The sequence below is a fragment of the Ferdinandcohnia salidurans genome (assembly GCF_042680725.1).
Taxonomy (GTDB): Bacteria; Bacillota; Bacilli; order Bacillales; family Bacillaceae_L; genus Ferdinandcohnia; species Ferdinandcohnia salidurans.
Window position 1 is genome coordinate 154,738 of the sequence record NZ_JBHUEK010000029.1, and the last position, 23,184, is coordinate 177,921.

The 23,184-nt window shown below is 39.4% G+C and carries 17 protein-coding genes; 16 read left to right on the plus strand and 1 reads right to left on the minus strand.

Going from position 1 to position 23,184, the window contains the following annotated elements:
* Positions 1-61: 61 nt before the first annotated feature.
* The 9 genes from gltB (at position 62) to ACFSFW_RS20230 (ending at position 13,548) form a co-directional block, all read left to right on the plus strand.
* Positions 62-4,513 carry a glutamate synthase large subunit gene (gene gltB, locus ACFSFW_RS20190; protein ID WP_388040825.1) on the plus strand — a complete coding sequence of 1,484 codons (4,452 nt, stop codon included), beginning with the start codon at positions 62-64 and terminating at the stop codon, positions 4,511-4,513.
* A gap of 41 nt (positions 4,514-4,554) precedes the next feature.
* A complete protein-coding gene (locus ACFSFW_RS20195) occupies positions 4,555-6,024 on the plus strand; it encodes a glutamate synthase subunit beta (protein WP_388040828.1) in 1,470 nt (489 codons plus the stop codon).
* 204 nt (positions 6,025-6,228) lie between these two features.
* Positions 6,229-7,467, plus strand: coding sequence for an LL-diaminopimelate aminotransferase (locus ACFSFW_RS20200; protein WP_388040831.1), 1,239 nt, complete (start codon positions 6,229-6,231; stop codon positions 7,465-7,467).
* Positions 7,468-7,486: 19 nt separating this feature from the next.
* Entirely contained in the window at positions 7,487-8,371 is an 885-nt protein-coding gene (dapF, locus tag ACFSFW_RS20205; protein WP_304215247.1) for a diaminopimelate epimerase, read from the plus strand.
* A 273-nt stretch (positions 8,372-8,644) separates the two neighbouring features.
* Complete coding sequence (gene glnA / locus ACFSFW_RS20210) at positions 8,645-9,982, plus strand: type I glutamate--ammonia ligase (protein ID WP_388040835.1); 1,338 nt, start codon at positions 8,645-8,647, stop codon at positions 9,980-9,982.
* A gap of 192 nt (positions 9,983-10,174) precedes the next feature.
* Positions 10,175-10,894 carry a YebC/PmpR family DNA-binding transcriptional regulator gene (locus ACFSFW_RS20215; protein WP_304215243.1) on the plus strand — a complete coding sequence of 240 codons (720 nt, stop codon included), beginning with the start codon at positions 10,175-10,177 and terminating at the stop codon, positions 10,892-10,894.
* A gap of 191 nt (positions 10,895-11,085) precedes the next feature.
* A complete protein-coding gene (locus ACFSFW_RS20220) occupies positions 11,086-11,472 on the plus strand; it encodes a DUF2500 domain-containing protein (RefSeq protein ID WP_388040836.1) in 387 nt (128 codons plus the stop codon).
* A 51-nt stretch (positions 11,473-11,523) separates the two neighbouring features.
* Entirely contained in the window at positions 11,524-13,101 is a 1,578-nt protein-coding gene (locus tag ACFSFW_RS20225; protein ID WP_388040839.1) for a M2 family metallopeptidase, read from the plus strand.
* A 216-nt stretch (positions 13,102-13,317) separates the two neighbouring features.
* A complete protein-coding gene (locus tag ACFSFW_RS20230) occupies positions 13,318-13,548 on the plus strand; it encodes an excisionase family DNA-binding protein (protein ID WP_099361097.1) in 231 nt (76 codons plus the stop codon).
* Positions 13,549-13,596: 48 nt separating this feature from the next.
* Here ACFSFW_RS20230 and ACFSFW_RS20235 read toward each other — a convergent pair whose 3' ends face one another.
* Positions 13,597-14,553 carry a D-2-hydroxyacid dehydrogenase gene (locus tag ACFSFW_RS20235; RefSeq protein ID WP_388040842.1) on the minus strand — a complete coding sequence of 319 codons (957 nt, stop codon included), beginning with the start codon at positions 14,551-14,553 and terminating at the stop codon, positions 13,597-13,599.
* A gap of 143 nt (positions 14,554-14,696) precedes the next feature.
* On the opposite strand from ACFSFW_RS20235, the gene ACFSFW_RS20240 reads away from it, so the two are divergent.
* The 7 genes from ACFSFW_RS20240 (at position 14,697) to ACFSFW_RS20270 (ending at position 22,876) form a co-directional block, all read left to right on the plus strand.
* Complete coding sequence (locus ACFSFW_RS20240; RefSeq protein ID WP_304215233.1) at positions 14,697-15,332, plus strand: YesL family protein; 636 nt, start codon at positions 14,697-14,699, stop codon at positions 15,330-15,332.
* A gap of 7 nt (positions 15,333-15,339) precedes the next feature.
* On the plus strand, positions 15,340-17,058 hold the full coding sequence (locus ACFSFW_RS20245; RefSeq protein ID WP_388040844.1) for a sensor histidine kinase: 1,719 nt from the start codon (positions 15,340-15,342) through the stop codon (positions 17,056-17,058).
* Positions 17,059-17,111: 53 nt separating this feature from the next.
* Positions 17,112-17,861 carry a response regulator transcription factor gene (locus tag ACFSFW_RS20250; RefSeq protein ID WP_304215228.1) on the plus strand — a complete coding sequence of 250 codons (750 nt, stop codon included), beginning with the start codon at positions 17,112-17,114 and terminating at the stop codon, positions 17,859-17,861.
* Between the two features lie 130 nt (positions 17,862-17,991).
* Positions 17,992-19,263 (plus strand): ABC transporter substrate-binding protein, encoded by a 1,272-nt coding sequence (locus tag ACFSFW_RS20255; protein WP_304215226.1) that lies wholly within the window; start codon positions 17,992-17,994, stop codon positions 19,261-19,263.
* Positions 19,264-19,342: 79 nt separating this feature from the next.
* Entirely contained in the window at positions 19,343-20,272 is a 930-nt protein-coding gene (locus ACFSFW_RS20260) for a carbohydrate ABC transporter permease (protein WP_388040847.1), read from the plus strand.
* A complete protein-coding gene (locus ACFSFW_RS20265; protein ID WP_304215222.1) occupies positions 20,272-21,102 on the plus strand; it encodes a carbohydrate ABC transporter permease in 831 nt (276 codons plus the stop codon). The genes ACFSFW_RS20260 and ACFSFW_RS20265 overlap by 1 nt, the downstream gene beginning before the upstream one ends.
* Positions 21,103-21,178: 76 nt before the next feature.
* Entirely contained in the window at positions 21,179-22,876 is a 1,698-nt protein-coding gene (locus ACFSFW_RS20270; RefSeq protein ID WP_304215220.1) for a glycoside hydrolase family 13 protein, read from the plus strand.
* Positions 22,877-23,184: the final 308 nt, after the last annotated feature.

Below are 23,184 nucleotides of genomic sequence, written 5' to 3' on the forward strand. Positions count from 1 at the left end.
CAAAATAACGGTGCTACTATTAACCTAACAACGAAACAGATAAGGAACAGGGGTGATACAAATGCATCGATTTAAAAGACATGGCTTATATGATCCTCAGTTTGAACATGACGCTTGTGGTATCGCCTTGCTTGCGAATATTAAAGGTGGTAAAGCACACACCATAGTAAGTCAGGCTCTAACAGCTCTCGAACGGTTAAATCATCGTGGGGGTCAGACGGGTAGTGAGAAATTAGGAGATGGCTCTGGAATTCTAACTGAGCTCCCACACGATTTATTTGTAAATGAATGGAAGTTGAAAGGGGAACAACTTCCATTCATGGGTGCTTACGGAGTAGGGATGCTATTTTTACCTCAAGAGTTAGATAAAGTGACAGAGTTTAAATTGAGAATAGAAGAAATTGTGCAGAATGAAGGTCTAGAGATTTTTGGATGGAGAAATGTACCAACGAATGATGAAGAGTTGGGAAGCACGGCTAAACAGTCACAACCTTCTGTCCACCAATTATTCGTTACTTCTACCAATCAGGAACTAGACAGTGATCAATTTGAGCGATTGTTATATATGGCACGTCGAAAAGTAGAGAAAGCATTCAATGATGCTGAAGTAAATCAGGAAGATTGCTATATTGTTAGTTTTTCATCAAGAACCATCGTATATAAAGGACTTCTCTTACCAAGCCAGTTAAGAAGCTATTATGAAGATTTAAGTCGAGATGATTTCCAATCTGCGATGGCCATGGTGCATAACCGATTTAGTACCAATACCTTTCCTAGCTGGAGAAGAGCGCAGCCAAATCGAACATTAATGCATAATGGGGAGATTAATACGATAACAGGGAATGTAAACTGGATGCTTGCACGGGAACCAGTTCTTCGTTCCGACCTCCTAGAAGATAATGAAGCTCTTCACCCAGTGATTGACCTTGATGGCAGTGACACCGCAATGTTTGATAACGCGCTAGAATATCTAGTGATGTCCGGTTGGCCACTCGCTAAAGCAATGATGTTGATGATCCCAGAACCTTGGCAGAATAACAAACTTCTATCTGACAAGAAACGGGCATTCTATCAGTTTCATAGTTGCCTTATGGAGGCATGGGATGGCCCAGCAGCAATGGGTTTTACAAATGGAAAACAGATTGGAGCTTGCCTAGATCGGAATGGGTTAAGGCCAGCACGTATCATCCTTACAGATGATGATTTCCTTTGTTTATCTTCGGAAGTGGGGGTAGTAGATATTCCAGAAGAAAAAATTATTCTAAAAGATCGCCTAAAGCCAGGACAAATGCTTTTAGTAGATTTAGAGAAGAAGAAGCTTCTACTGGATGAAGAGGTAAAACAGCAATTTATAAACGAAAATCCTTATGAAGATTGGGTAAATGAGACCATTACTCCAATTGAAAATCTGCTTACAACAAAGAAGAAAGAGGCAACAGAAAGCAAAGAGGAACTATTACGTATTCAAAAAGCGTTCGGCTACACCTATGAAGAATTGGATAAAATCATTAAGCCGATGGCGCAAGAAGGAAATGAACCGATTGGTTCTATGGGATACGATGCTCCGCTAGCCATTCTATCATCAAAACCTCAATTACTATTTAATTATTTCAAACAGCGATTTGCCCAAGTAACCAACCCTCCAATTGATGCCATCCGCGAAGCATATGTTACATCAATGGAAGTTTTACTAGGAGCAGAGGGGAATTTATTACAACCGAAGACTGAAGATTACAAAAAAATAAGGTTGAGCTCTCCAATCCTGTCTGAAGTAGAAATGAGAACAATACAAAGTTTGGATAGCGAAGATTGGAAAATATCGACGATTTCGGTTCTCTTACCTGTACAGGGAATGGCGATTCAGGACCGTCTCCAAGAAATACTCTTAACTGCTGAAAAAGCAGTAAGGGATGGAAGCAATCTAGTCGTGTTAAGCGATCAGGGAATCGATCAAAATCAAGGTGCAGTTCCTTCTCTACTAGCTGTATCTGCTCTCCACCACCATTTGATACGACAAGGGCTTAGAAGCAAGGTCAGCATCATTGTAGCATCGGGAGAGCCTAGGGAAGTTCACCATTTTGCAGTGCTTCTCGGATATGGGGCAAATGCCATCTTTCCATATCTAGTATACAAATCGCTTTCGCAACTAACAGGTGAAAACTTATTTGCAAATTATAAAAAGGCAGTTACAAAAGGTATCCTGAAGATCATGTCAAAAATGGGGATTTCGACAGTTCAGAGTTATATTGGTGCTCAAATTTTTGAGGCTGTTGGGATTAGTGAAGAAGTGATCGACACGTATTTTCCGCGCACATCTTCTCGAATAGGCGGTCTTCAACTCGAAGATATTGCAAAAGAAACCATTAGTCGTCACAAACAAGCGTGGCTTAATGAAGATTCAACTTTAGATGAAGGTGATGACCTGCAATGGCGTGTAAACGGAGAGTCACATTTGTACCGACCAGAGACCATCCACACCTTACAACATGCCTGTCGTACCGGTAACTATGAGGTTTATAAAAAATACAGTCACATGATGGGTGAAGATACTGAAAAGAGCATTACGCTCAGAGGTATGTTCCGGTTAAAGAGTAACAGGAAGCCTATTTCAATTGACGAAGTTGAACCAATTGAGTCTATTTTTAAACGCTTCAAAACAGGAGCAATGTCATACGGATCTATTAGTAAAGAGGCTCATGAAGCAATAGCTGTAGCCATGAATCGAATTGGAGGAAAAAGCAATTCTGGTGAAGGTGGAGAGGATCCACAACGTTTTATACCGCTCGTTAATGGGGATTCAAAATTAAGCAGAATGAAGCAAGTGGCATCGGGACGATTTGGAGTGACAAGTCATTACCTTGTGAATAGTGATGAAATCCAAATAAAAATGGCTCAAGGAGCAAAGCCGGGTGAAGGAGGTCAACTTGCTGGCCATAAGGTCACCATTTCAGTAGCAAAAACGAGGGGATCAACACCTGGTATCGAGTTAATCTCGCCTCCTCCACACCATGATATCTATTCGATTGAGGACTTAGAACAGCTTATATATGATCTGAAAAATGCGAATCCAAGTGCAGATATTAATGTAAAGCTTGTTTCAGGGACAGGTGTAGGAACAATTGCTGCGGGCGTTGCCAAAGCAAAGGCCGATGTTATTTTGGTGAGTGGCTATGATGGTGGAACAGGCGCGGCAGCAAAGACGAGTATTAAGCATGCTGGTCTGCCATGGGAACTAGGATTAGCAGAAGCGCATCAAACCCTCATGCTGAACGGCCTTAGAAATAGTGTAAGGCTAGAAGCTGATGGAAAGTTGATGAATGGCCGAGATGTTGTCATTGCAGCATTATTAGGTGCAGAAGAATATGGTTTCGCAACTCTTCCACTTGTTTCACTTGGTTGTATCATGATGAGAGTTTGCCACATGGACACATGTCCAGTTGGAATTGCGACTCAAAACCCTGAACTTCGAAAGAAAATGATGGGAACAGCGGAACATATTGTTCATCTCATGACTTTTATTGCGCAAGAAGTTCGAGACTATATGGCTCAATTTGGTTTCAGAACGATGGATGAAATGATTGGATGCACAGACGTCATCCAGATCGATAATCCTCAAGCGTGGAAACTACAAAATCTTGATTTGTCTCCACTTTTAGTGAGATATGAAGGTGAAAGAGTTTCATCTAAAAAACAAGACCATCAACTCGAACAAACACTCGATTATCGAGAACTACTTCCAATCAGCAGCCAAGCGTGGGTTAACCAGCAGACTGCAAGGGATGTTTTCCGAATTTCAAACACCGATCGATCTGTGGGAACACTGACCGGAAGTGAAATATCAAAGCAATTTGGAGCAGTTGGATTACCTGAGGATACGCTTCACTATCTGTTTAAAGGATCAGCTGGTCAAAGCTTCGGTGCATTCATCCCAAGTGGACTCACCTTAGAAGTAGAAGGTGATAGTAATGACTATGTTGGGAAAGGTCTATCCGGGGGTAAGATTATTGTCCGCCCATCTAGTTTATCTCCACTCGTTGCCGAAGAGAATGTGATTATAGGGAATGCGGCGTTTTATGGAGCTACAAGCGGGAAGGCATTCATTCGTGGAAAAGCAGGGGAAAGATTCTGTGTTCGTAATAGTGGTGCAACTGTTGTTGTAGAAGGAGTCGGCGAACATGGCTGTGAATACATGACAGGAGGCAGGGCATTAATCCTAGGGGAAGTTGGAAAAAATTTCGCAGCAGGTATGTCCGGAGGCATCGCTTATATATATGAACCGGCTAATCAACAGTTCCAACAAGAATATAATTCAGAATTAGTTCTACTAGAATCGATAGAAAATCTTGAGGAAAAGAATATGGTTTACAGCCTCTTAAAAGAACATTATGAATACACAAATAGTCCTTTGGCTTATCGCTTAATTCAACATTGGAAAAAAGAAGCGGCACAGTTTATTAAAGTAATCCCTCGGAATTATAAATTAATTCTTGAAACGCAAAATCTAGTGGTTTAACTACTACTTAACACTAATTTCCATAGAAAAGAGGTGTCGATTTGGGAAAACATACAGGATTTTTAGAATATAAGCGGCAGCCCGCAAATTATCGTGAACCACTGCAACGATTGAAGGATTGGAAGGAAATCTCTGTTCTGCCTCCTTCAAGAGATCTAGTTAACCAAGCGGCACGATGTATGGATTGTGGAGTCCCCTTCTGTCAGAACGGAAGTGTTCTAGGAGGGATGACTACCGGATGTCCTTTATATAACCTAATTCCAGAATGGAATGAACTGGTTTATCGGGGAAATTGGAAAGAGGCTTATGAGAGATTAAGTAAGACAAATCCATTTCCGGAGTTTACCGGAAGGGCATGCCCGGCTCCTTGTGAGGCAGGGTGTGTAGCCTCACTCTATGAAAGTTCGGTCACAATAAAAAATATCGAATGGGCTATTATCGATAAAGCCTTTGAGGAAGGTTGGGTAACTCCACAGATTCCAAAGAATAGAACAGGAAAGAAAATTGCTATTATCGGTTCAGGACCTGCAGGATTAGCAAGTGCATCGGAACTGAATCAACAAGGACATTCCGTAACAGTGTTTGAAAGGTCCGACCGAGTTGGAGGATTGCTAACGTATGGAATTCCCAAAATGAAAATTGAACAACATGTCGTGGATCGTCGGATTAATCTTTTAAGAGAATCAGGAGTCACATTTGTCACAAATATAGAGATTGGTAAAGATTATCCTTTGGAAAAACTAGATTCAGAGTTTGATAGTGTGATTATCTGTACCGGAGCAACAAAACCACGGAATGTGGTGGCGGAAGGAAGAAATCTAAAAGGTATCCATTTTGCAATGGATTACTTGCATAGCAATACGAAAAGTATGCTGGATTCTAACTTCGCGGATGGGAATTTTATCTCTGCAGAAGGGAAAGACGTAATTGTGATTGGTGGGGGAGACACAGCAACAGACTGTGTATCTACGGCCCTCCGACATCATTGTAAAAGTCTAGTTCAGTTTGACATTTATCCTGAGCGATCAACTAGTCGTACGGAAGAGAATCCTTGGCCGCAATATCCAATCATTCACAAGCTTGATCACGGACATGAGGAGGCATTTGCAAGGTTCGGAAGTGACCCCCGTGCATATGCGACATCAGCTATTGAATTTATTGGAGATGAGAATGGGCACTTAATGGGTGTTAAGAGTATCGAAGTAAGGACGATAGTGAATGAAAATGGGGAGAAAATTAGAGAGCAAATCCCAGGTTCAGAAAGAGTATGGCCAGCACAGCTTGTTTTATTAGCGGTCGGATTTGAAGGGATGGATCAAGATCTCTTAGAGAAATTCAACCAAGAAGAAACCACAACGAGAGCCGAAAAGTCAGAAGATCCTTACCAGACAAACAAGGAAGGAACCTTCATAGCAGGTGATGCCCGCCGCGGTTCAAGTTTAATAGTATGGGCTATTCAAGAAGGAAAAGAAGCTGCCGAAGCTTGTCACAACTACTTGTTAAGCATTTAACTTTATTCAGGAAAGTCCCCATTCTGTAAATACTGGGATGAAGAAAGTGTATATACAATTCAGTTTGGTGTTCAAACACAGACTGAATAAAGTTAATGCCTCCGGCGGATGCCACAGATTTTCAAAGGAAATTTTTCGAGCTTGCTCGAAAAAATCTGGGCGCAAATACGCCAAGGCGCATTTGATAGATATGGAGGAGTACCAATGACTTTAACAGACTATACCCAACAACTCTTTGCTGATCGAATCGGTGGATCGTCGTTCGGGCTCAAAGATGAGATTTTTAAATTTGAAAAAATAAAAAGGGCTAAAAAAGCTGCCTTAAAAGAGAATCCCCATATTGAATTGATTGATTTAGGGGTTGGTGAACCAGATGCAATGGCTGATGAAGCTGTTGTAGAAAAGCTGTCATTAGAGGCCGCAAAACCAGAAAATCGATTCTACTCTGATAACGGAATTTCTGAATTTAAGGAAGCGGCTGCTCGCTACATGGAAGAGGTATTTGGGGTAAGCGACCTTGATCCAGAAACAGAAATCAACCATGTAATTGGTTCAAAATCAGCACTTGCGATGTTACCAGCAGCTTTTATCAACCCAGGTGACATCACACTAATGCCGACACCAAGCTACCCAGTACTAGCTACCTATACGAAATATTATGGGGGTGAAATCGTACAGCTGCCCCTCTTAGAAAAGAATGGCTTTTTACCGGATCTTAGTCAAATTGATCGCGATACATTGAAAAAAGCTAAATTGCTTTATTTAAATTACCCGAATAACCCAACTGGTGCTGCGGCGACTAGAGAATTTTTTGAGGAAGTAGTTGCATTTGCAAATCAGAATAACTTAATCGTTGTCCATGACGCAGCCTATGCCGCGCTGGTATTTGACGGTGAAAAGCCACTTAGTTTTCTATCAATCCCAGGAGCAAAAGAAGTGGGTGTAGAGCTTCATTCTTTATCAAAATCGTTTAATATGACCGGATGGAGAATTGGTTTTATCGCCGGACATCCCAATCTAGTTAAAGCATTTGCAACGATTAAGGACAATAGTGACTCAGGTCAATTTATACCGATCCAAAAAGCGGCAGCATATGCCTTGGCACATCCAGAAATCACAGTAAAAACAGCTGAAAAATATTCACGCCGACATGAATTACTTGTTAACGCGCTTCGTGATTGCGGATTTAAGGCGGAAAAACCGAAGGGATCCTTCTTCCTTTACGTGGAAATACCTGCTGGAGTTGTCGGAGGTCCGACTTTCGTGAATGCAGAAGAGTTTGGACAGTACCTAATTCGAGAGCACCTTATTTCAAGTGTGCCTTGGGATGATGTGGGTAACTATATCAGATTCTCAGTGACTTTCCAAGCGGATAGAGACGAAGAAACACGAGTCATCGATGAGATCAAATCACGGTTAAGTAGAGTCCAATTTATATTTTAGAGAAGGAAGGTGAGTGTAAGTGCTTTTTACAAAAATGCATGGTTTGGGTAACAATTATATCATTTTCAATCTCTTAGAATCCTCCTTGAGGGAACAGGACCTTACGAGTCTTGCAAAATCGGTATCGGATGTGAATTTTGGAATTGGTTCGGATGGGATGATTCTCATCTGTCCATCAAGTGTAGCGGATTTTAGAATGAGAATATTTAATGAGGACGGATCAGAAGGAAAAAACTGTGGAAATGGACTCCGATGTGTTGCAAAATATCTGGTCGATCACTTGTATGCTGAATCTAACACATTTTCAATCGAAACCCTTGGTGGAATCGTGTATGTGACGGTTACAACCGGTCACAAAAATGTAGTCGAGTCAATCACAGTTGATATGGGTGAGCCTAAATTACTAAAAGGAATGGTCCCTATGGCGGGTGACCCATATTCAACAACCATCAATGAACCTGTGAGTATTGGTGATAATCAATATCAACTGACTTGCCTTTCAATGGGAAACCCACATGCAATCCTTTTTGTTGATGATGTTAATGAAGTACCACTAGAGAAACTAGGTCCTTCCATAGAGCACTCAAATCACTTTCCGGAAAGAGTAAATGTGGGAATCGTCCAGATCAGAAATAGTAATGAAATTGATTATAGAGTGTGGGAGAGAGGATCCGGGATAACAATGGCTTGCGGAACAGGCGCATGTGCAGCTGTAGTTGCAGCCACGTTAACTGGGAAAATAGAAAAACACATACCTGTAACAGTTCACCTTCCCGGAGGTGATTTGGAAATCAGGTGGGATGAGAACAACCATATTTGGAAAAAAGGGGCGGCTGAGTACATTTGTCACGGTGAGATCGATGTACAGGCATCCTTGGCAAGGCACATTACAAAAATTAATTAGGATTAATTAGTTGTCGCCCGTATCTAGACAAAAGATATCTGATGCCTTGATGAGTAAATAGCAACTATGTGAACGGTAGCGATACTAATTACAAATATAAGAGGTTGTTCAAAAAGTCGGCCAAAAATGACACATCGAATTTCTGCGTTGGCTTGCTTCTCCGTTCCTCACGTATTAACTGCATACGTTCCGGTACTCGAAGCTGCGCCGCCTTGAAATTCTTGGTCCTTTTTACCCTCCTTTTTGAACACGCACTATAAGGAGGAAAAATATATGGGAAGAATTTATACGAGGGAAGAAATTCTACAAAACGCAAAGGAAGAGAATGTACGCTATATTCGCTTACAGTTCACAGACTTATTCGGCATTATTAAAAATGTAGAAATTCCGGTCAGCCAATTGAAAAAGGCATTGGATAATCAAATGATGTTTGACGGATCTTCAATTGAAGGTTTTGTGAGAATAGAAGAATCTGATATGTATTTATACCCAGATTTAAATACGTGGCTTATCTTTCCATGGAGTGCAGAAGAAAGCAAAATTGCACGTCTAATCTGTGATGTATATTTACCTGATGGCAACCCATTCCCTGGCGATCCTCGCGGAGTGTTGAAAAGAGTATTGAGTGAAGCAAATTCCTTAGGGTTTACAGCGATGAATGTTGGTCCAGAACCAGAATTCTTCTTATTTAAAACCGATGAAAAAGGCAACCCAACTATGGAATTAAATGATAATGGAGGCTATTTCGATTTAGCTCCGATTGACCTTGGTGAAAACTGCCGACGTGATATTGTTCTCACATTAGAGGATATGGGATTTGAAATAGAGGCATCCCATCACGAAGTGGCTCCTGGACAGCATGAAATTGATTTCAAATACTCTGATGCAGTTGATGCCGCTGACCAAATCCAAACATTTAAGCTTGTTGTAAAAAATATTGCGAGAAAGCATGGTCTACATGCTACATTTATGCCTAAGCCGCTCTTTGGAGTAAATGGTTCAGGGATGCACTGTCACCAATCCCTTTTCCGAGGGAACGAAAATGCTTTCTACGATGAAAGTGATGAATTAGGTCTAAGTGAAACAGCGAAACAATATTTAGCTGGAATTCTAAAGCATGCTCATAGTTTTGCTGCAATCACAAATCCAACGGTTAACTCCTACAAGCGTTTAGTACCTGGATATGAAGCGCCAAGCTATATTGCATGGTCAGCGAAAAATCGTAGTCCACTTGTACGTGTTCCAGCAAGTCGAGGCTTAAGCACACGTATTGAGTTGAGAAATCCAGACCCATCTGCTAATCCATACCTTGCCTTAGCCGCTATGCTTGCTGCAGGGTTAGATGGCATTATAAATAATCTTCAATTAGGGGACCCTGTGAATCTAAACATCTATCATATGTCAGATGATGAAATGGCGGCGTTAGGAATTCAAAGTCTTCCAGAAAACCTGAAGGAAGCTGTTACAGCATTTTCAAAGAATGAGCTACTCATAAGTGCACTAGGAGAACATATTAGTACCCATTTTATTGAAGCAAAACGAATCGAATGGGATCAATTCCGTACTCAAGTTGACACATGGGAAAGAGACCAATATATGACTCTTTATTAATCTTTTAGACTTCTTGAATCTAAACTTGTCTAATCCGATGATAGTAGCCCCGTACACAAAAAAGTGACGGGGTTTTTACATATTCTAGCATGAAGAAAAAAATCCCAATATAGCCTGTCAATCACATATTTTGTTAATGAGAAGTTTGATGTATAATATAAGTGATTCAATAGTTGAAAGCGAGTGTTCTAGATGGGACGTAAATGGAACAATATTAAGGAAAAGAAAGCGTCTAAGGATGCAAACACAAGTAGAATCTATGCAAAATTCGGACGTGAAATTTATGTAGCAGCAAGACAGGGCGAGCCTGATCCTGAGTCAAACCAAAACTTAAAGGTCGTTCTTGAACGTGCAAAAACATATAATGTACCAAGAGCAATCATTGACCGTGCGATTGAAAAAGCAAAAGGCGGCGCAGAAGAAAATTACGATGAGCTTCGCTATGAGGGCTTTGGACCAAACGGATCAATGGTTATTGTTGATGCATTAACGAATAACGTGAACCGTACTGCATCTGAAGTGCGTGCAGCATTTGGTAAAAACGGTGGAAACATGGGTGTCAGCGGTTCAGTAGCCTATATGTTTGATGCAACAGCTGTATTTGGTATCGAAGGAAAAACAGCCGATGAAATACTAGAATTGTTAATGGAAGCAGATGTAGATGTACGTGACATTTTGGAAGAAGAAGAATCTGTCATCGTCTACGCTGAGCCAGAACAATTCCATGCTGTCCAAGAAGCATTTAAAAATGCTGGCATTACAGAGTTTACAGTAGCAGAGCTAACCATGCTTGCTCAAAACGATGTAACCCTTCCTGAAGATGCACAAGCAAAATTCGAAAAAATGATCGATGCACTAGATGACCTCGAAGACGTACGCCAAGTCTACCACAACGTCGACCTAGGCGAATAATCAACAAATCAGACCTTTTGGGACAGTTCCCCTGTCCCAAACCAAGGGTCTTTTTTTATGCGGAAAATTTTTGGGTCGAGGGGACAGGTCCCTTGTCCCACACTTTTTTACGAGAAAAATTTTTCGAACATTGAAACTTTAAATCCTTTTTTGCGTATGGATACTACAGAAGTTTTTTGAGGGGGAAGATTATGTATCCTGGAGATATGATGTTCAATGCTGTCCCAATTTTTATGATGATTGTGTTCGTTGCTGTGATCGTACTGGTTATTTTTAATCTAGGTAAAGGGATTAATCAGTGGAAGAAGAACGAGGATTCTCCTAGACTAAGTGTTCCTGCAATTGTCAAATCAAAGCGCACACATGTTAGCAGACACACCCACCATCAAACAGAGCCACACCACCATAATCATGTAACATCATCTACTAGTTACTATGTTACCTTCGAGTTTGAGAGTGGAGATCGATCTGAGTTTACGGTTTCTGGTGGTGAATACGGTCAGCTTGCTGAAGGGGATATGGGAAAACTAACATTTCAAGGAACGCGATACTTAGGGTTTGAAAGATTGAAGGCTTAAAAGGACTTTGTCGATTTTTCTAGAATTATAGACATGAGGAGGGGTTATATAATGTCAATTGAGCAATTTTTAGAAGAACAAAATAAAGCAATTCGCGAATTACATATTAATGGTGCAGAAGCATCATGGATGGCGGCCACTACTGGTGAAGAGGAGTGGAATGCAAAATCAGCAGAAGCGGATACTGCATACAGTGTTTATTTTTCAGAAAAAGAGCGCTTTGACCAGGTGAAAAAATACCTCGAACAAACAGAGGAACCTGTTCAACAACGCCAGCTAGAACTACTATACTCACAAATGCTTGAAAACCAGCTCCCTGAAGAAACATTAAAGGAAATGGTTCAATTATCAACAGAATTAGTAGGTGTATTTAATACATTCCGTGCAACTTTAAACGGAAAGCAAGTATCGGAAAACGATGTGCGCCAAATTTTAATAAAAAGCAATGACCTTGAACTAAGAGAAGAAGCGTGGCATGCAAGTAAGCAAATTGCAAAAGAAGTAGAAGAAAAATTACTGGTACTTGTGAAAAAACGTAATGAGGCGGCCCGTTCACTAGGGTTTGAAAACTTCCATCAAATGAGTTTTGAATCACAGGAACTTGACCGTGAAGAGATTTTTTCTATTTTTACAGAGCTAAAGCAGCTTTCGGATGAACCATTCCGCGAACTAAAGCAGGAAATGGATGAAGAACTTGCCGAACGCTTTGGTATCAAGGTAGAGGACCTGCGTCCATGGCATTATGCAGACCCATTTTTCCAAGAGGCGCCACCATCTAAGGAATTAGATTTAGATCCGTTTTATGATGGGAAGAATCTTGAAGAATTATCAACACAGACTTTCGCGAAAATGGGTATGGATATTACGGATATGCTGCAAAAAAGTGATCTGTATCCAAGGGAGAAGAAGAATCAGCACGCATTCTGTACCGATATTGATCGCGAGGGTGATGTTCGTGTCTTAAGTAACAATGTGCCATCTGATTACTGGTCAACCACGATGCTACATGAATATGGGCATGCGGTTTATTTTAAATATATTGACCGTGATCTACCATTCCTATTGCGCAGTCCAGCACATACGCTAACAACTGAAGCAATTGCGATGCTATATGGTCGTTTCGGGAAAAATCCGGAATGGCTCCAGCAGTTTTTAGGATTAGACCAAGCGCAAGTGGAAGAGTTGAAGCCACACATTGAAAAATCATTGCGTCGCCAAATGCTGATTGCGGGCCGTTGGATAATGACATTTGTGTTTTTTGAACGTGAGCTTTATGAAAATCCGGACCAAGATTTGAATCGTTTATGGTGGAAGATTGTTAGTGAGGTTCAGTTGTTAACGCCGCCAGAAAATCAGGATTATCCACATTGGGCTGCGAAAATTCATTTTACGTTGGTGCCGGTGTATTATCAAAACTATTTACTTGGTGAGTTAACGACTTCCCAGCTGCAACGCTATATTGAGAAGAATATATCAACTGATCTTTTCTCTGAAAAAGTGGGCGAATTTTTGTTGAACGATTTCTTTAAGCCTGGTGCGTTATACAATTGGAATGAAAAAATTGAAAGAGCCACTGGTGAAAGACTAAATCCACAGCATTTTGTTGATCAGTTTGTCGCGGTAAAATAAAATGAGAGAGCATATCTCTCATTTTTTTCTTCAAAAGGAGGGTAAAAATGTTCTCTTTTTTTGGTGGTGCGAAATGTGCGATTTGTAAAAGAAAAATTAAGCCTTTGCGAAAGTATGTCGATGATAAAGGGAATACAATAAAGGTGTGCATTCCATGCTCGGAATACGCGGAACGGCGGGCTTATAAAATTCGAAGATAAAGAAGGTTGAAGTACGTTGTATTTAACAGTTAAAGAAACAGCAGAATATTTATCAATACCAGAAGAACTTGTAAAAAAACTTATCCAAGAAAAAAAGGTACGTGCACTTTTCGATGGGGAGCAATACTTATTAAATAAAGAACAATTCAACGCTACCCTCGAACAGCTTGAAAAATACAAAAAACTCTACGTAGAATGGCTAAACGAACCCATCCCGGAAGATATTGATGTGAAGGATGAAGATTAAGGTGGGACAGAGGTCCCACCATTTTTTACAGGGGCAGTGTACCTGACCTTAATACCCCTTCTTATAGTCCACGACATTCTTCGGTAGAACTCCGCTTTGAGCGTAGCTTTTAAGATTCGGGATAAAGATATCTTCAATGACACGTTTGGTGTAATGCTCTGTTGAACCAGACGTATGCGGTGTCACAATCACATTTTCAAATTCCCACAGCGGGCTATTTTCTTCAAGTGGTTCTTTCGTAAATACATCCAAACCAGCTCCAGCGATTTCACCTGAACGCAGCGCTTCAATCAAATCATCTTCCACGACAATCTCGCCGCGTCCGATATTAATGAAAAATGAAGAAGACTTCATTTTTTTAAACTCGTCAGCCCCAAATAAATGATGCGTTTCATTCGTCAATGGCAAGGTTATAACGACATAATCACAACGAGGTAGAACATCAGATAACTGGGCGGTTGTATACATCTCATCCACAAATTCCTCATCTCGGTCAGAGTGGCGAACTCCAAGTACCTTCATACCAAAGGCCTTAGCAATTTTGGCCGTTTCCTTCCCGATATGACCAACACCAATAATCCCAATCGTCTTTTCATGAATTTCCAGGTTCATATCGGCATGATGCCATTTTTTCTCCTGTTGATTACGGACATATGTATGTATTTTTCTCGTTAACCCGAGCATTAGGGCAAAAATAGTTTCTGAAATCGGAAAGGCGTGAACTCCATTTGCGCTTGTTAGAACAATCTTTTTCTGCTCCATTTCCTCAAGTGGCATACTATTAACTCCAGCACTCCAGCTTTGTAACCAACGAAGCTTTGAGTCAGCAAAAATAGAATGCTCCGCAATTTCCTTTTTCCAGCCAACAATAACCTCAGCATCATTTAAATGATCTAACCAAACAGACGAATCTCGTCCTGCGACAATCTCCCAATCTGGAACAATTTCTTTAATCTGATCCAAATGAAATTCTTCAATGTTTTGCGTAATAACTAGTTTTGCCATGTCAGTCCCACCCTATGTTTATTTATTTTAATTTAATTTTATAATAGTATAGACGAAAGGGACAAGAGACAGGTACACTTTCCTACCAGTTTTTTACTGGGACAAGGGACCTGTCCCTCCGTCCCACAGTGAGGGGTGGCAGCATGAATACATCAGGGTTGATGGGTGGGTTGTACCAGTTTTGTGTGTGGGTAACCCGGCTCGTTTATATTAATTTATTATGGATTGTTTTTAGTCTACTGGGGTTAGGGGTTCTAGGAATTTTCCCGGCGACGGCAGCGTTGTTTTCTGTAATAAGAAGGTGGGTCCTCAGGGAAAATGAAGAAATTAAGGTTTTCCCTACATTTTGGAATGCTTACAAAAGTAGTTTTAAAGATAGTCAGTTCATAGGATACATTCTTACCGCGATTGGTGCACTTCTTTATTTTGATTATCATTTTTTCACCGCGCATGAAGGGCCGATATTTTTCGCTATCAAGATTGTAACATTAGGAGCCATCTTTATTTTTATAATGATTGCATTATACATTTTCCCACTCTACGCACATTTTCAGTTAAAGCTGTTTACTTACTTTAAAAATGCCTTTTTTATAGGGTTGTCACAGCTTCTCATCAGTATATTGATGGTGATTAGTACAGTTATTTTGTTTTATGCTTTGATGAGATTTTCGGGTTTCTTGTTTATTTTTGGACTTACATTACCAGCGTTTTGGGTAACGTGGTTGTCGCATCTTGCATTCCGTCGTGTGGAAAAAATAAAGCCATTAAACCAAGAGTAGGGGTTTTATGATAAAAAAGAGTCTTCATAAAAAATTATTGGTAATTATGCTTGTTGCAGTTATTGTTCCATATGTTGTGTCTAATATTATGACCTATCATTCTTCTACCGAAGCGATTGAGGACCAACTTATAGAAAATAACCGTTCATTAATTGAATCGGGAATTCTTAATATTTCCGCCTATTTGGAAAAGCTTGATCAGCTTTCACTTACATGGCTATATGACGAAACCCTTTTAGAAAGTCTCAACACGACTAATTTCAGTATTCCGCAAAGGAATCAGGTGGAGTACGAAATGAAAAACCTGCTATATATGAATTCGGATGTCATGAGAATTGAATACCATTCTAATACAGCCGGTGAGACCTTTTTTACTGAAAGATTACGTTTTTCATCGGAATCGAATCCTACGACTCCGATTGAGGACCGCTTAAAAGACACCTATCGCGTGATAGAAGTCAAAGAATATGAGGGAGTACCAACCCTTATCATTCACAGAAAAATCGTGGAACCTCCTAATCCCGAACCATTAGGTTATTTAACCATTTTTACGTCAACAAGAGAACTGGACTTACTTTTAAAGAGACTTAGCACAGATGAGGAAGCAATTTTGTTATTTTTAGAAAGTAAATCGATTTCATCCTATTCGAATACTTTGGAGGATACCAACCAACTTCAATCCATTTATAAAAAAAGGGAATTACAGCAATTCCAATCATTTACCTTAGGCGATGAAAAGGGAGCTCTATTCAGTGATACAGGTAATATTGGAGGAGATGTATCGTTGACACTTGTGAAGTTTATCCCAAGTTCAATGATTACGGGGAAAGCAACCGAGTCAATTCGAAATATTACATTCATACAGGTGTTTATGTTAATATTGCTGGCAATCATGCTTTATTTTGTTTCGTTATCCATCATTCAACCAATTAAGAGATTAATTAAAAATATTGCGTCCATTGAAAAGGGAGACTTCCATATTGCACAAGTGGTTGAACCTCAGCGCGAGGATGAATTAGGACAGCTTGAAAAAAGATTTGTAGAAATGACAAACCGTCTAAATCAGTTGATTACAAAGGAGCTACGTCTCCAAATTGAAATGAAGACAGCTCAATTAAAAATGCTGCAGGCTCAGATCAATCCACATTTTCTATACAATACACTTCAATCTATTGGCACAATTGCATTAAAGCAAAATGCGCCTGACGTATATGAGAGATTACTTTCATTAAGCTCCATTTTTAGGTATAGCATGGATTTAAAAACACGAACGGTTCCACTTAAGAATGAAATCCAGCATACAAAAGAATATCTGTATCTACAGACAGGGAGATTTAAGGAGAGACTACAATATAAAGTGAATTGTACGGAAGAAAGCCTTAAGGTTGATGTTCCTAAAATGATTCTTCAACCAATAGTCGAAAACAGCATTATCCATGGTGTTGAAAAAGGAAATCATTCAGTACTTATAAAAATTGAGGGGTATATTTCAGAGGAAAGCTTAATTTTAAAAATCATGGATAATGGACAAGGTTTTTCTCAGGAAAAAATTGAAGAAATTCGCGAACAGTATTCGAATGGGCAAATGCAAGCCAATTCGTCTAGCGGAATCGGTTTATTAAATGTTCTATTCCGTCTCCACTTTGAGTATGGAGAATCCTTCAAATGGGACATAAACAGTATTCCTTTAAAAGAAACCACCATACAGTTCGTTATACCAAAATAGGGATACTCAGGACAGGCTCATTGTCCCGGCTTACTGCGAAGAGGGGGGAGATTATGATGAAGGTGTTAATTGTTGATGACGAGGAGCATGTTCAGGAAGCGATTGAGTACTTGGTGGATTGGGAAAAATTTAAGATTAAGGACCGCTTTTTCGCAGGCAGTGTGGATGAGGCAGAAGAAATTATTAAGGCACATAAACCCGAAATTCTTTTATGTGATATGAAAATGCCTGAAAAAAGTGGTGTTGACCTTGTCGAAAGTGTGAAACTGGCTCACCGCGATATGCAAATCATTGTAATTAGTGGTCATGATGATTTTGAGTATATGAGAGCAGTCATTCAAGCGAAGGCAGTGGACTATATCTTAAAACCAATTCGCAAACAGGAGCTTGAAGATGCCATAGAATCAGCAGTGAAAAACTGGAAGGAGTTATCACTATCAAAGGAATGGCTTGAACTCGTAGATCGAGAAAAGTCTGAGATGAAGAAAACTGATGTCATACAGGAAATCAAAACCTACATCGATCATCATTTTAAGGAGAAGATTACGCTTGATTTGCTAGCGAAATCCTTCTATGTGACACCTCAATATATTTCAGGTCGGTTTAAAGAGAAGTTTGGCATGACGGTGATTGATTACGTAACGTCCTTAAAAATTAAAAATGCAAAATACCTTTTACTTGAGACGGATATGCCAGTCATCGAAATAGCCTACGAACTCGGATTCAGTAATGAGAATTATTTTAGTAAGGTGTTTAAAAAATATGAAGGCCTATCCCCGAAAAATTTCAGAGAAAACAAATGAAAGTGAGTACAATGTGACTCACTTTTTATTGTATAAAATATTACCCGTTCACATGAAAATATGACATGTAAGCGCGTGCAAAATAGGGGTAAGATGGACTTGTAACCTAATCAAAGGAGGAACAATTGCAATGAAAAAGAAAGCGTTAGCACTTATGATGATACTTGTTATGCTTGTAGCCGCAGCTTGCGGAACTGGCAAAGATAAAACAGAGCAAGAAAGTACAGGAGGAGAAAAAGAAGGACAAGTAACCCTTAACCTCCTACAATTCAAAACTGAAATCGTTGATCAAGTAAAACAAATGGCTGAGGATTACACAAAAGAAAATCCAAACGTTAAAATCAATGCACAAGTTGTAGACGATTACTCAACATTACGTAAAGCACGTTTTGCATCTGGACAAGGTCCTGATATCTTCTTCGTTCGTGGATACACTGACATGGAAGACTGGCAAGAATATTTAACAGACCTTTCAAACGAACCATGGATTGAACAAGTTTCAGAAGCAGCAAAACCAGGTATGACAATCGATGGAAAAATGTATGGCTTCCCAGTTGGTTTAGAGGGATACGGCTTTATCTATAACAAAGACTTATTTAAACAAGCGGGAATTACAGAAGTTCCAACAACACTTACTGAGTTAAAAGAAATAAACGAAAAATTAAAAGCAGCTGGAATCAAATCCTTCAGTGAAGGCTACAAAGAAGATTGGGTATTAGGATTACACTTATTTAACCTACCATTCTCTTCTGTAGAAGATCCAGGAGCATTTGCTTCACAGTTAAAATCAGGTGAAACAACTTTAAGTGAAAATCCTTATATGGACAGCTTCTTTGATGTATTAGATATGACAGTAGATTACGGAGAAGGTGTAAATTCAATCGGTATTGACTACACTCGCCAATTATCAAGCTTCACATCAGGTAAATCTGCAATGATGCAACAAGGTGTTTGGACATATGCTTCAATCATGGAAGCAAACCCTGACTTCGACTTCGGTATGTTTGCCATTCCAATGAGCGAAGACCCAACAGAAACAAGATTACCAGTTGACGTTCCAGCTTACTACGGCGTAAATAAAGACAGCAAGCATGTAGACGAAGCAAAGAAATTCTTAACATGGTTACATGATAATGGACAAAAATATCTAGTGGATTCATTTAACTTTATCCCAGCATTTGACGATGTTGAAGCACCAGAATCATTAGGGCCATTAGCTGCTGACTTATTGAAGTATTCAAAAGACAATCAAACAATGCCGTGGGCAATGAACTACTGGCCATCAGGTCTTGATACAGAATATGCGGCTGCTCTTCAAGCGTATGTTGCAGACCAAGCAACAAAAGAAGAAACAATTGAAGCATTACAAAAAATTGTTGATGAGCGTATGAAAGCCAAGTAAGTAATCAAACAAATCACCTTCTATTCCCGATACTCAAGATAGAAGGTGATTTCTTATTAGAATGAAGGGGGTTGTAACAGTGAGTTATTCATTAACAAATGAAAGAATGGAAGTTGAAGCTACTGTTAAACCAAAAAAGAACAAATGGAAAAAGACATTAACCTATATCGCGTTTGTCCTTCCGGCTTTATTGTTTTTTACATTAGTGATTGTGATCCCGTTTTCTCAAGCGATTGTGTATTCATTCCAGGATTGGAACGGAATCAGCTCTGAGACAAAATGGGTAGGTTTACAAAACTATATAAATCTATTTTCAGATGCAGGATTTATTTCATCATTGGTTGTAACCGTAAAATTCGTACTAGCGATTGTCATTGTTACAAACATTATTGGTTTTTCTTTAGCACTAGTTTTAAATAAAGCATTAAAATCGAGAAATATCTTGCGTACCTTTTTCTTTTTACCAAATGTAATCGGTTCTCTTATAATCGGATTCATTTGGCAATTTATATTTACAGAAGTGTTTGCTCAAGTTTTTGAAAAAACAGGGGTAGAAATCTTTGGAATTAACTGGCTTACACTACCAAACTATGCATTTTATGCGTTAGTGCTCGTATTCTCTTGGTCATTCTCAGGTTATTTAATGATCATTTATTTAGCAGCTTTACAAGGTGTACCAAAGGAACTTATTGAATCCTCCTATATTGATGGGGCAGGTCCATGGGCTAGATTACGCTACGTTGTTGCACCGCTAATCATGCCTGCCATTACAATTTCAACATTCTTATCAGCTTCAGAGGCTTTTAAAATGTTCGATATGAACCTATCGTTAACAAATGGTGGACCTTTTAATACAACTGAAATGCTAGCTCTACAAATCTATCAAGAAGCATTTGTAAATAACCAATATGGATATGGCTCAGCACAAGCTGTTGCATTCTTCGTAATCGTTGCGGGAATAACCCTTGCACAAGTTGCCGTCCTTAAGCGAAAAGAGGTTGATTTTTAATGAAGGAGAAATATGACATAAAGAAATTTGTTGCAGAAATTATTATGATCGCTTTGGCACTTCTTTTTATCAGTCCATTATATCTTGTCATTGTCAACGCATTTAAGGGTTATGATGAGGTATTAACATCTACAGCTGCTTTACCTAAAGCATTTAATTTTGATAATTTCGTTACCGTTTGGGAGCAACTTAATTTCCCAGTTGTCTTTATGAACACAGCAATTATCACTGTAGTTAGTGTGGCTGGTATTCTATTAATTAGTTCAATGGCGGCACATCGACTTGTACGTTCACCAGGTAAAGTAAGTAATATTATCTTCTTTCTAATTGTGTCTGCAATGATTATTCCATTCCAGACAATGATGATTCCACTTGTAAAAGTAGCAAGCAATTTTAACATGATTGATAGTATTCCAGGACTAATCATGATGTATTTTGGATTTGGGGTACCACTAGCAGTCTTCTTATACCATGGCTTTATTAAAGGAATCCCAGTGGAGCTTGAAGAAGCGGCAGCTATTGATGGAGCTGGACCATTCCGCACATTCTTCAGAATCGTTTTTCCTTTATTAACACCAATTACTGTAACAATCGGTATTCTGCACACATTATGGATTTGGAATGACTTTTTACTTCCATACTTGATGTTAGGATCACCTGATAAACAAACAATTTCACTAGCTTCATATATTTACTTTGGTCAGTATATGACGCAATGGAACTACGCATTAGCAGCATTAACATTAGCAATCATTCCGGTAATTATCCTGTATCTATTCCTGCAACGATTCATTATCGAAGGAATTGCAGCAGGTGCGGTGAAAGGTTAAATCTAACAGCTCATTTGCCAACAATAGCAGATGAGCTTCTATTTCAAAAAAGTGGGATTAAAGGGGAGTAATAGAAATGGAACGGAAATGGTGGAAGGAATCAGTCGTTTATCAGGTTTATCCACGAAGCTTTAAAGATAGTAATGGGGACGGTATCGGTGATTTACAGGGGATGATTTCAAAATTAGATTATTTGAAAGAACTGGGGATTGATGTAATTTGGTTATCTCCTGTCTATAAATCACCCAATGATGATAATGGCTATGACATTAGCGACTATCAGGATATTATGGACGAGTTCGGAAATATGGCGGACTGGGAACAACTGATCACAGAAATGCATAATCGCGATATGAAGCTTGTTATGGACCTTGTGGTTAACCATACTTCTGATGAACACCCATGGTTTGTGGAAGCACGAAGCGGCAAGGACAATCCTTATCGAGATTATTATGTTTGGAAAAAAGGCAAAGACGGTCAGGAGCCAAATAACTGGGTTTCATTTTTTAGCGGGCCGGCTTGGGAGTATGATGAAAAATCAGAAGAGTACTTCTTGCATCTATTTTCAAGAAAACAACCAGATTTGAATTGGGAAAATCAGAAAATGCGCCAAGATATCTATAAAATGATGACTTGGTGGCTTGAGAAGGGTGTTGATGGATTCCGAATGGATGTCATCAATCTCCTTTCCAAAACCGAGGGATTACCCGATGCAAAAGTAACAACAAATAGCCGCTACCAATGGGGTGGCGAACACTTTGCAAACGGTCCGAAAATCATGGATTATCTAACTGAAATGAGACAAGAGGTTTTTGATAAATATGATATTATGACTGTTGGTGAAACACAGTTTGTTACGACTGATGACGCGATTCGTTACACAAATGAGGAAACGGGCGTTATGAGCATGCTTTTTCAATTTGAGCACATGGGAATTGATAAGTCAAAGACGGGTGGAAATTTAGGTAAATGGAAGATCAACCGTGAGTGGAAGCTAACAGAATTAAAGCAAATCATGTCAAGATGGCAAAAGGACTTAGAGGGTAAGGGATGGAATTCTCTTTATCTTGAAAACCATGACCAGCCAAGATCTGTTTCACGCTTTGGAGATACAAAGGAGTATCACAAAGAAAGTGCGAAAATGCTTGCGACTTGTCTCCATATGATGCAAGGGACTCCATTTGTCTATCAAGGACAGGAATTAGGTATGACAAACGTATCCTTCGACTCAATTGATGATTATAAAGATATAGAAATCCATAATTTTTATAAGGATCAAATAGAACAAGATAACTTTACGAAGGAAGAAATCATGGATGCAATTCATTTCCGTGGGCGTGACAATGCAAGAACCCCAATGCAATGGGATGATTCTGAAAATGCAGGTTTCACAACAGGCACTCCGTGGATTAAAGTAAATCCTAATTTCAAAGACATCAATGTTCAAAAAGAAATAGCAGATCCAGATTCCATTTATCATTACTATAAGAAACTCATTGGTCTTCGTAAAAACAATCCAATTATGGTGTACGGTTCATACGATTTAATTTTAGAAGAAAATGAACAAATTTACGCATATACACGTACATTAGGAAATGAAACATTACTTGTCATTACAAACTTTACAAAAGAAACACCAATATTTACTCTACCAAAAACAATTCAATACAAATCCAAAGAACTCATAATCAGCAACTACCCAAGAGAATCTGAGGATGAAATTGAAACAATCGAACTAAAACCATATGAAGCAATCGTATACAAACTCTCATAAAAAACGAGTCACTCCGGTGGCTCTTTTTTTTTGGAGAAATTGTCAAGGTCTGGGACACAGGGACAGCCCTACCATTTTTTTACAGGGACAAGGGACCTGTCCCTCCGTCCCAATCTAGCAGAATGGTGGTACTCCAGCCGAATTGGAGTATCATCACTAACCAGATATTAGGAGGATGATATTATTCCAGCCGCTATACAGTGTCACCACCTTCCTATTCAAATAAGATTAATGGCACCCAAGCTGGTCAGTTTTCGATCCGACCAAGTAATTTTGACTAAATTTTGATGAAAATATGGCTAAAATGG

Excerpts from the sequence above, each read along its gene's own strand:
- gltB (WP_388040825.1), top strand. The coding sequence starts at position 62 with ATGCATCGATTTAAAAGACATGGCTTATATGATCCTCAGTTTGAACAT.
- ACFSFW_RS20200 (WP_388040831.1), top strand. The coding sequence starts at position 6,229 with ATGACTTTAACAGACTATACCCAACAACTCTTTGCTGATCGAATCGGT.
- glnA (WP_388040835.1), top strand. The coding sequence starts at position 8,645 with ATGGGAAGAATTTATACGAGGGAAGAAATTCTACAAAACGCAAAGGAA.
- ACFSFW_RS20215 (WP_304215243.1), top strand. The coding sequence starts at position 10,175 with ATGGGACGTAAATGGAACAATATTAAGGAAAAGAAAGCGTCTAAGGAT.
- ACFSFW_RS20220 (WP_388040836.1), top strand. The coding sequence starts at position 11,086 with ATGTATCCTGGAGATATGATGTTCAATGCTGTCCCAATTTTTATGATG.
- ACFSFW_RS20225 (WP_388040839.1), top strand. The coding sequence starts at position 11,524 with ATGTCAATTGAGCAATTTTTAGAAGAACAAAATAAAGCAATTCGCGAA.
- ACFSFW_RS20235 (WP_388040842.1), bottom strand. The coding sequence starts at position 14,553 with ATGGCAAAACTAGTTATTACGCAAAACATTGAAGAATTTCATTTGGAT.
- ACFSFW_RS20240 (WP_304215233.1), top strand. The coding sequence starts at position 14,697 with ATGAATACATCAGGGTTGATGGGTGGGTTGTACCAGTTTTGTGTGTGG.
- ACFSFW_RS20245 (WP_388040844.1), top strand. The coding sequence starts at position 15,340 with ATGATAAAAAAGAGTCTTCATAAAAAATTATTGGTAATTATGCTTGTT.
- ACFSFW_RS20250 (WP_304215228.1), top strand. The coding sequence starts at position 17,112 with ATGATGAAGGTGTTAATTGTTGATGACGAGGAGCATGTTCAGGAAGCG.
- ACFSFW_RS20255 (WP_304215226.1), top strand. The coding sequence starts at position 17,992 with ATGAAAAAGAAAGCGTTAGCACTTATGATGATACTTGTTATGCTTGTA.
- ACFSFW_RS20265 (WP_304215222.1), top strand. The coding sequence starts at position 20,272 with ATGAAGGAGAAATATGACATAAAGAAATTTGTTGCAGAAATTATTATG.
- ACFSFW_RS20270 (WP_304215220.1), top strand. The coding sequence starts at position 21,179 with ATGGAACGGAAATGGTGGAAGGAATCAGTCGTTTATCAGGTTTATCCA.